The sequence below is a fragment of the Nostoc sp. DedSLP03 genome (assembly GCF_034530815.1).
In the GTDB taxonomy this organism is placed as follows: Bacteria; Cyanobacteriota; Cyanobacteriia; order Cyanobacteriales; family Nostocaceae; genus Nostoc.
This window is the reverse complement of sequence record NZ_JAVRCK010000029.1, coordinates 79,444-89,049: the sequence shown is the minus strand read 5'-3', so window position 1 is coordinate 89,049 and position 9,606 is coordinate 79,444. Positions and strand designations below refer to the sequence as shown.

8 protein-coding genes and 1 pseudogene are annotated in these 9,606 nt (G+C 40.6%); 5 read left to right on the top strand and 4 right to left on the bottom strand.

From position 1 onward, the window contains the following. The 3 genes and pseudogenes from RM368_RS16085 to RM368_RS16075 all read left to right on the top strand — a co-directional run. Positions 1-443, top strand: a pseudogene (locus RM368_RS16085) (hypothetical protein); the annotation flags it as partial. Between the two features lie 65 nt (positions 444-508). Beyond that, positions 509-1,459: a nuclease A inhibitor family protein gene (locus tag RM368_RS16080; protein ID WP_322694976.1), complete on the top strand. Its 951-nt coding sequence runs from the start codon at positions 509-511 to the stop codon at positions 1,457-1,459. Positions 1,460-1,476: 17 nt separating this feature from the next. After that, a complete protein-coding gene (locus RM368_RS16075) occupies positions 1,477-2,397 on the top strand; it encodes a hypothetical protein (protein WP_322694975.1) in 921 nt (306 codons plus the stop codon). 102 nt (positions 2,398-2,499) lie between these two features. Here the strand turns inward: RM368_RS16075 and RM368_RS16070 are convergent, their stop codons facing one another. The 3 genes from RM368_RS16070 to RM368_RS16060 all read right to left on the bottom strand — a co-directional run bounded on the left by RM368_RS16070 (position 2,500) and on the right by RM368_RS16060 (position 5,893). Beyond that, the gene (locus RM368_RS16070) at positions 2,500-3,204 is read right to left on the bottom strand and encodes a DevA family ABC transporter ATP-binding protein (protein ID WP_322694974.1); all 705 of its coding nucleotides are present in this window, start codon (positions 3,202-3,204) and stop codon (positions 2,500-2,502) included. Positions 3,205-3,285: 81 nt separating this feature from the next. Continuing rightward, positions 3,286-4,458, bottom strand: coding sequence for an ABC transporter permease DevC (devC, locus tag RM368_RS16065; protein WP_416212235.1), 1,173 nt, complete (start codon positions 4,456-4,458; stop codon positions 3,286-3,288). A gap of 124 nt (positions 4,459-4,582) precedes the next feature. Then, the gene (locus RM368_RS16060; protein ID WP_322694973.1) at positions 4,583-5,893 is read right to left on the bottom strand and encodes an HlyD family efflux transporter periplasmic adaptor subunit; all 1,311 of its coding nucleotides are present in this window, start codon (positions 5,891-5,893) and stop codon (positions 4,583-4,585) included. Between the two features lie 252 nt (positions 5,894-6,145). On the opposite strand from RM368_RS16060, the gene RM368_RS16055 reads away from it, so the two are divergent. Beyond that, positions 6,146-6,760 carry a TetR/AcrR family transcriptional regulator gene (locus RM368_RS16055; protein ID WP_322694972.1) on the top strand — a complete coding sequence of 205 codons (615 nt, stop codon included), beginning with the start codon at positions 6,146-6,148 and terminating at the stop codon, positions 6,758-6,760. Between the two features lie 160 nt (positions 6,761-6,920). Here the strand turns inward: RM368_RS16055 and infC are convergent, their stop codons facing one another. Beyond that, complete coding sequence (infC, locus tag RM368_RS16050) at positions 6,921-7,388, bottom strand: translation initiation factor IF-3 (RefSeq protein ID WP_322694979.1); 468 nt, start codon at positions 7,386-7,388, stop codon at positions 6,921-6,923. A 560-nt stretch (positions 7,389-7,948) separates the two neighbouring features. Here infC and RM368_RS16045 point away from each other — a divergent pair. Next, entirely contained in the window at positions 7,949-9,601 is a 1,653-nt protein-coding gene (locus RM368_RS16045; protein ID WP_322694971.1) for an adenylate/guanylate cyclase domain-containing protein, read from the top strand. The last annotated feature ends 5 nt before the right edge of the window (positions 9,602-9,606 follow it).

The following is a 9,606-nucleotide window of genomic DNA, read 5'->3' as shown; positions in this document are numbered from 1 at the left end:
GAACAAAGTATTCTTTATTCCACCATCTATTTTCTCTTAACCGAGCAGTATTGATATCACTGTTTTCTGGAACAGATTTTGATGTAGATAGTAGTAAAGGATTGAATGGATTTTGTGATTTCATTCTTTGTGGTTCTGAAGAACAGTTTTACATTAAAGCGCCTGTACTTACAATTGTTGAGGCGAAAAATGAAAATATAAAAGGTGGTTTAGGACAATGTATTGCCACTATGATAGCTGCACAATTGTTCAATCAAAATACTCAACAAGAAGTTAAGACAATCTATGGAGTTGTCACTAGTGGAACCAATTGGCGATTTTTAATGTTGGAAGGACTAACAGCATACATTGATATAGTTGAATACTATATCAATGATGTTGATAAAATTCTCGGTATTCTGTTGCAACCATTTCACACTGCTTTGCTACAAGCATCGTTATGATAATCATCGCAAAGAAAAAATAATTTGCTCAAGTATTAACCTTAAAATTAATTATAGCTAATTGTATGAATTTTGAAACCGAAAAAATCTTAGCCACTCTTGAAATTCTAACTGAGCAATATCTCGATTTCCATTTAGTAAATAATGAAATTTCCTGTTTAGAACCTTTCTTTTGGGATGTAACTCAAAAAGGTGATTTTAGTTTACTTAATCTTGGATACGATCGAGGATGGATAACTCTAACGGATATTGATGTTGCTGTAAAAAGTTGGCAAGCATTAGAACGTCGCGGTTATTTAAACCCAGATGATGATCCTGATGACTATGAAGATGAAGATATTATCAGTTCTGAATTAGCTGATGAAAGAGCAAAGATATATCAGACATTGGCTGATACCATCCAAAAAAATATCTACAATATAGAAGTTTTTAAATTCAGTCAAATTCCTGCCTATTCATTTTATGTTATGTTAGGGCAAAATCAAGAAAATAATTGGTTTTGTTTTTCTCAAACTGTTGCTAGAGAGACAAGATTAGAAGGAGAAATAAAATGCTCTAATGTACCTGATTTAACAATTCAGTCATCTTTGGATAGCAATACCGCTAAATTGAAAAATGAATTTCAGCAAATCATCAATCAATTACAACTTATTAGTATTTATGGTTATTACGGTGGTGGTTATGATTATAGATTCAATCATTATTTAGTCACAGGGATAGCAAACTCTAAAGAAAAAGCTCTGTCAATAGCTCTACATCAAGCAGGAATGCTTGATATTGCTAGATTTTATGAATTTAGCCCAGAAGCTTTATCTTGGAGATGGGACAAAGATGAAATGGTTAATTTTTACCCCAGGTATCAAAAAATAAATCAATTTTTGACACAAAATCTTTCCGATTTAAGAATGATTAGATGTAGTTTTTGGAATCGTGAATGTATATATGTCATTGGCCAAACCAATGCTGGAGATGTAACTGGCATTTATATAGAAAGTGATTTTGATTACAATCCCTAAACTTATTAATATAAGAAATGAAAGTCGAAACAGAACAACTTCTTGGTACACTAGAAATACTCTGCTCAAGTTCGTTTGTTTGGGAAACTGCAAATCAAGGTGAATTTAACCTCTGGAATTTAATGATTTCCGAAGGCTTTGTTAATCTAACCGACATAGAACTTGCTTTTAAACATTGGCAAAATATTGAAGAATGGGGAACTCCTACTAATCAACAAGAATTTTATGAATACGCCCCGCCACGTTCAGAACGTAAGGATAAAACTTGGAATGAAAGTATTGCTTCTGAACGCCAAGGATATTATCAAAAAATACAGCAGCTTCTCACTCAAAATTTTAGCAATTTGCAAGCATATAATTTATCTATTCCCAAAGCAAAATATCAAGATTTTACATGGGAACATCCTGATTTTTCTGTGTCAATTGTGGTCGCCGAAACTAGCAATAATCACTGGTTATGCCTTGCGCCCATCGTCCCCGATCAAGTAAGCGATGATGTCTACGCTCCCCATCAACCCACGACGCAAATTGTTTGCGAAGAATCAATAAATACAGTCAACGAAAGTTTGATAGCTGAATTTAAATCCTGTCTTGACAATCTCACCCCAATTACGATTTACGGCTACCACTACGGCGGATATAACTGCACTTATCAACATCATCTCGTAGGTGCATACGCCAAAACTAAAACGACTGCCATTGAACTTGCGCTGCAAGCCGCAACAATGGTAATTATTTTAGAAAAGCCAAATGTTCATTATGCTGGTGATGCCTACGATAGCCTCAAACTCAGCGAGTTTATGAATCAGTGTCTGAGACATCGCACTCTCTACAATATTAGTTTTTGGGATGTTCGTTACACCTACCAAGGGGGACAAACCCCAGCAGGAGATTGGATAGGTGTACATTCAAGGAGCGAATTTGAATACAATCCTTAGAAAGAGTAGCAAAAATCTAATGTCTAAAAAGTCTGATTCGCAGTTGCAAAATTTCTTTACTTAACAAATTTGATTTGTGAGAATTGCTCAAAAAGAATCTGCTTAAGATGCTGCAACAACAGCACTGTCATTTACTAACTTGCCATCTTCCATGTAGACGATGCGATCGGCAATATCTAGAATGCGGTTGTCATGAGTAACCAAAAGAATGGTACAATCCTGTTCCTTAGCTAGTTTTTGCATAAGGTTAACCACATCTCGTCCCGATTTACTGTCAAGGGCGGCGGTAGGTTCGTCTGCTAAGACTATTTTAGGACGACCAACCAATGCACGAGCGATCGCAACTCTTTGTTTTTGTCCCCCAGATAAATCATCAGGATAATAATTCAGGCGCTCTGCTAATCCTACCTCCTTTAACATTTCGGCTGACCGGGTTTTCATTTCTGCCGGGGAAATATTATTATGCACTTCCAAACCCATTCTGACGTTTTGGAGTGCTGTCAGACTAGCGTGCAAGTTATGTGCTTGGAAAATATAACCGTTACTGCGTCGTGCTTGGGTAAGTTGTGCTTTATTAGCGCCACACAGTTCTTGTTCCAATATCTGCAAACTACCGGATTGGGCAGAACGCAAGCCGCCGACTAAGGTGAGAAGTGTAGTTTTCCCAGAACCAGAAGGCCCAGTCATAATAATAATTTCGCCAGCGTTAATATCCAGGTTGATATCAAAAAGAACTTGCTTGCGAAGTTGACCATGACCAAAATAGTGGTCGAGATTTTTAACAGAGATTACAGGTTGACTACTCATAAATAGCTTAATTTCTGGTAATGTTCGTCATTGGTCATTTGCAAAGGACAAAGGACAAATGACAAATGACAAATGACAAATTTAAAACATATCTGCGGGGTCAGCAGACTGTAATTTCCGAGTAGCGATCGCACCAGAAATTATACACATAATCATCGTCAGAGTTAATACCGTCAAGGCTCGTGCTACGGTCATGTAAACTGGTAAATTGGTGGCATTACGAGTTAAATGATAAAGTCCTAAAGGTGCGATCGCTCCAGGAATAAAGCCCAAAATCGCCAAAATTATCGCCTCTTCAAACACCACACCTAATAAGTAAAGATTGTTATATCCCATTGCTTTAAAAGTGGCGTATTCTTTGATATGAGAATTCACATCTGTAGAAAGAACTTGATAGACGATAATCACGCCCACCAAAAACCCCATTGCTACACCCAGGCTGAAGATAAACCCGATCGCCGTATTTGTTTTCCAGTAATTTATTTCAAATTCGAGAAATTCTGCTTTGGTTAAAACTTTAACATCATTATCTAAATGAGATTCTAAAGCTGCTTTGATCTGTTTTGGGTCATAGCCTGGTTGCAGTTGCACTAAACCGAGACTGACACTGCTTGCTTCTTGTCTGGGAAATAGTCGCAGAAAGTTCTGGTCGCTGGTGATTAAAGTACCATCGGCTATGAAAGAAGCCCCGACTGAAAATAAGCCGCTAACGGTAATTGTCCGCCGTTCTATTTCGGTTGTGACAGTTTTACCTTGTTCAATTTTGGCGATCGCTTCATTGTAATCTCCTCTAGAGGCGCGATCGAACAGAACGGTATCTGGTAGCTTAATAGCATCTATCTGGCGATTTACATCTGCTAAGTTCAACATTTGGCGATCGGGATTCAACCCCATAACTAATATTGTCGTTTTCTGATGTGTTTGGGGATTTTTCCAATCAACAATGTTGACATACATTCCTTCTGCCGACTTTACACCTGGTACATCCATTGCTTGATACAACCGCCGCCGCGTAAAGCTAGACATATATGCTAAGTTACGTGCTTGGGGGCTGATCACAAACATATCAGCCTGCATACTCCGATGCAGCATTGTGTTACTTTCAAACAAGGCATTCTGAAACCCTAGCTGCATAAACATCAGAACATCGGCAAAGGCAATACCTGACAATGCCACCAAAAGACGACCTTTTTCATGACTCAGTTGCAGCCATCCTAAAGGTGTTCGCCGCCGCAGTTGTTCGATTAATTTCATAATAGAGAGTGGGGAGATGAGGGAGCAGGGGAGGCAGGGGAAGCAGGGGAGAAATCAATTCAAAATTCAAAATTCAAAATTCAAAATTGAAGATTCAATCTCCATGCCCAATGCCCAATGCCCTTTAAAGTACAATTACCGCCTTGACTTGCAAATTAGTTAAGCTAGAAGCATTTTGGCTAGATAGTTTATTTAGTTGTACGTGGACTTCCACGACTCTGGCATCAATATTGCTTGAGGGATCGGCGTTGATCAGATTTTGTCGCTTTACCTGCATACCAATCCAATCGACTCTTCCTTCTAGTTCATGGCGGAGGGAATCACTGCTTACCCGCACATCCTGTCCCGGACGCACTCTCTTGATATCACTTTGGTAGACTTCTACTACTGCATACATCTGGTCGGTTTGACCTAAAGCCACAATGCCTTCATTGCCAACAGTTTCTCCGGCTCGTGTATTAATCTCCAAAATTCGACCGGCTTTAGGAGCCACAACGTATGCCTGTGCTAGTTCTGCTCTAATTTTATCCGCTGTGGCTTGAGCGCTGTCTATTTCTGCTTGTGCATTTGCTATATCTGTGGGACGGACTTCAGCAGTTTGATTCAAGTTAGCTTTTGCTTCCTTAATCTGCTGTTGCAAGCTGGCGAGGGTTTGATCCTGGTTGGCTTTGGCTTCGTTAAGCTGCTGTTGTAGGGTTGCGACAGTTCTTGTCTGAGTAGCTTGGCTTTCAATTAACGCTTGAGTGGAAGTTTCGGCGTTTAAGCGTCTGCTATCAACTTCCTGGCTAGAAATTGCTCCTGCTTTGTATAAAGTTTCGTAGCGCTGCACGTCAGCTTGAGCATTACGTTTCTCGGCTGCTACGCGAGCCACTGTTGCTTGCAAGCTGCGTTGTTGCCCAAGCAATTCTGCTTCTAGACGATTAATTGTGGCTTGCTGAGTTTTAATGTTTCCTTGTAGTTCTACTTGCACGCGATTTACCGTAGCTTGGCGCGCTCCAATTTCTCCCTGTTTGGCTCCAGCTTTTACCTGGTTAAGGCGGGTTTTGGCAACTTGAACTTGTTTTTGTGCTTCAATGAAACTAGCTTGCAAGCGATCGCGGTTGTCCATAATCGCAACTACCTGCCCAGCTTTGACGGGATCGCCTTCTTTCACCAATAGTTGATCTACTCGATTTCCTTCACCATTTGAAGAAGGCGCTGACAGTTTTATTACCTCTCCCTTTGGTTCTAACCGCCCTAATGCTGTGACTGTTTTTACCACGGGCTGAACTGCTACTGGTGTTTTTTGTTTATCATTAGCTGTAGCCTGGAACTTCATCACCGCATAAACACTGATTCCACCTATTGCTAGAGATGCAATTATTGCAAGTAGAACAGGCGATCGCACAAGATTCTGAAAAGACCCTAAACTCTCTGCATTCCTGTTTTCCCTCATACTATTCCCCCCTTACCACCAGTAGCAACTTGTACTAAACTGTCCAGTTCAATTTATGCTAAACTAAACGGACTAGTTTAGTCAATATGATGCAACTAAACTTGTCAATCAATTTGCAAAGTCATTACGCAGCGAAATGCTATTCCTGCTCCCTACCCCCCTTCAACAAAGGGTATATTTATTTTCGCCATTTTGTACTGGGGCATTTTGCTGCATCTATTAATATTGTTGATAAGAAAGGATGATTAATAAATGGTACGCATCAAAACTGACGAAGTAGATCGAGATAATTCCGTTGATAAAGTAGAGCAAATTCTGCAAGGAGCAATGCAAGAATTCCTTCAACATGGCTATGCTGGTACGAGCATGGATCGGGTAGCGGTAGCAGCTGGTGTTTCTAAAGCGACAGTCTACAGCCACTTTCAAGATAAAGAAGGACTTTTTAAAGTACTGTTAGAGCAACTTACAAGCAAAAAGAACAGCTCTATTTTTGGCACAGAACCGATTGAGGGAGAACCAGCTGCCATACTGCACCAGGTAGTAACCAAAGCATTAGATCAGATGCTTAACGACAAAGAACATAGTGCATTTATGCGAGTCTTAATCGGGGAATCTGGGCGTTTTCCTGAGTTAGCTCAAATTTGTATTCGGGTGATGATTAAACCAGTAGCGGAAACTCTCACTCACTACTTGGCGGCTCCAGAATTAAAGATACCTGACCCAGAGGCGACAGCGAGAATTCTCTTAGGAGCATTAGTGCATTTTCATATTACTCAAAATGTGATGCATGGACAGGATATTATACCAATGGAAAGCGATCGCCTGATTGATGCTTTGACACACCTAATCAATAAATGCGCCGATTGATTGGGTTATATCCCGGCGCGTGGCGCTTGTTTGGTCAGAAATTCAAATTCACCTTGAGTAACAGTTGACTGTTTTTTCCATAGAAGCTACAGTACTATGTTAGGCTTTTTTCGTTCCTTACAAGCTGCCACAAATACATCCTCTAGCGATCGCTAGATAACTAGGCAGGAATGACTTGAATAACTAGGGCACGTTTATCCAGCGACTGAATTTTACCTACTTTACTAAGATCGTTTGCAATTCGGTCTAGCATCTCTCCCGCTTTGTCACGATATTGATGTTCTCGGCCTCGTAAACGAATGGCAAATTTGACAGAATCGCCTTTACTCAACCATTGACCTGCTTGTTCGATGCGTAAATTGTAATCAGCCACACCCACGTTTAGACCGAATCGAACTTCTTTTACCGTAGGTCTAGCACTTTGGCTTTGACGTTTTTTCTTTTGATACTGAAGCTTGCCATAGTTGAGAATCTTGGCGATTGGAGCGTCTTTACCTTGGGAGACTACAACTAAGTCAAGCTCTAAGCTTTCGGCTAGCTGTAACGCCTCATTGGTGTCGATTAGACCACGATTGTTATTCTCATGGTCGATCAAGAAGACGCTAGGTGACTTGATTTGTGAATTAATCAGTTGCTTTTGGATTGCGATAACGAATTTCTCCCATTAGTTCAATACTTTGCTTTACAAGCAGGTAATGCCAATTTAACACAACACTGAATCAGAGCAACTTTAAACAACACAATAGACGGCAATCTGATAGAATGAGGGACTGCGGCACTCGCTCTCAGTCTTTGCGCTACTGCCCATACAGCTTTTCAATGATTTTTATCCGTCCGCCTAAGACTGACGCCATCATTGGCGACAGGCCGATGTTATTTTTGAAGTCTTATGTCTTTTTTCGATTTCGGCTTGTCCAATGAAATTATCCGTGCTGTTACCGAACAAGGGTACGCGGAACCCACACCAATCCAGATGCGCCGTTCTACTAAACGCGATCGCTAACATTCGTTAGCTGTTCAATAGATTGATTTTTCACGGATTCTGAAAAACATTCAATGTAATCTCTGTCACATACAGTTGTCGGAATGCAGTTAACAGTGTCATAAACAAAAGGTGAAGGTTAATCTGTAGGGTATAACTTACCTTAGAGTTGCTTGACCTCTAGCTTCGATGGATCTATCACACTCATGACTGAACTGACGCTACGCCTACAAGAGGGAGATACCGAAACCACGATCGCAGTTGACCAAGATGTATTTACAATTGGTCGTTTGCCGGAATGTAACTTGTACTTACCTTTTGGTGGAGTATCCCGCACCCATGCTCGCCTAGTAAAAACGGCTAACGGTGTGTGGACTATTGAGGATCTGGGCAGCAAAAACGGGACGCAAGTCAATAAATATCTGGTTAACTATCCCCAAGAGTTACATCACGGTGATATCGTTTGGCTGGGCAATGTTAGCCTGGTAGTGCTGCTCACAACCCCTGTTTCTCAACCTACGCCTGAGTATCCCGGAATTTCGGACATTAATGAGCAAAGAACAATCCTTCATAATGTTGAACAATTACAACAACAATGGATTGCAGCTGATAGCAAAGATGGCAACATCAATAATAAGGATAAAACTATTGCCCGTCTCAAAGATTTAGTTGACATAGCGAAAAATCTTTGTGCAGCCGCATCTATAGAAGAGATTTTTTCTCAGGTGCAGCAAGTAGTTTTTCGTTACCTTGATAGTATCGATCGCTTGGCATTATTAATTGATGTCAATAGTGGCGGTCATTTGGAATTAATGAATGCTGCCACTAGAAATGTTTCCCAACAGAAAAATCTTCCTTCTGATGGTAGTTGGATTAGTCGTAGTATCTGTCAAAAGGTATTTGATGAAAAGGTCGTCATTCAAACCGGTGATACTCATCAGGATGAACGGTTTGCTAGCGAACAGAGTATTTTGGTCAAAGGCATTCGTAGCGCGATGGCAGTGCCTTTATGGGATGAAAATAAAGTTGTGGGCGTACTGTATGCCGATGCCAATTTTTCTTCTTACCATTGGGCAAATGAAGGTGAAGAAGAATTGAGTTTTTTCTCAGCTTTAGCAAATCTTGTAGCTTCTAGCGTGCAGCGTTGGTTATTAGTAGAAAAACTCAAAACTGAAGAGATGATTCGTCACCGACTAGAACGCTATCATTCTCCAGCAGTTGTACAGCAGTTGATATCTGTAGGCGGATTACCAGGTGGTCGTTTAGCTCCCACCGAGAGCGAAATCAGCATTTTGTTTGCTGATTTAGTTGGCTTTACGGCAATTTCTGAAAGATTAACACCAACTGCGATCGCTCAACTATTAAATAATTTATTTGAAGAAATGCTAAAAGAAGTGTTTAGTTGCGGCGGCACTTTAGATAAATATATTGGCGATTGTATTATGGCATTTTTTGGCGCTCCAGAACCGCAAGCAGATCATGCCGATCGCGCTGTTACTGCTGCCAAGGGAATGCTCACTCGTCTCGAACATCTGAATGCCAATGGTTTTTGGCTCGAACCCCTGCAATTACGGATTGCGATTAATAGCGGTAAAGCAGTGGTGGGAGATGTCGGTAGTTCTCAAAGGGTAGATTATACGGCATTAGGCGCAACAATTAATCTTGCTGCTCGGATGGAAGCAGTTTGTCCTCCTAGCGAATGCGTGATTAGTGAAGCCACCCATAAAATGCTTTCTCAACCCTCAGACTTCCAAGAAATGGGAGATTATCGTTTCAAAGGTATTGAGCGATTAGTTAAGGTTTATCAGACAAAATTACAGCCAGTGCCAACAATCATTGCTCCAATCATGAATCTTTAGGGATT

What these genes read in the sequence shown, in the direction of transcription:
- RM368_RS16080 (WP_322694976.1), top strand. Translation starts at nt 509, where the DNA reads ATGAATTTTGAAACCGAAAAAATCTTAGCCACTCTTGAAATTCTAACT.
- RM368_RS16075 (WP_322694975.1), top strand. Translation starts at nt 1,477, where the DNA reads ATGAAAGTCGAAACAGAACAACTTCTTGGTACACTAGAAATACTCTGC.
- RM368_RS16070 (WP_322694974.1), bottom strand. Translation starts at nt 3,204, where the DNA reads ATGAGTAGTCAACCTGTAATCTCTGTTAAAAATCTCGACCACTATTTT.
- devC (WP_416212235.1), bottom strand. Translation starts at nt 4,458, where the DNA reads ATGAAATTAATCGAACAACTGCGGCGGCGAACACCTTTAGGATGGCTG.
- RM368_RS16060 (WP_322694973.1), bottom strand. Translation starts at nt 5,893, where the DNA reads ATGAGGGAAAACAGGAATGCAGAGAGTTTAGGGTCTTTTCAGAATCTT.
- RM368_RS16055 (WP_322694972.1), top strand. Translation starts at nt 6,146, where the DNA reads ATGGTACGCATCAAAACTGACGAAGTAGATCGAGATAATTCCGTTGAT.
- RM368_RS16045 (WP_322694971.1), top strand. Translation starts at nt 7,949, where the DNA reads ATGACTGAACTGACGCTACGCCTACAAGAGGGAGATACCGAAACCACG.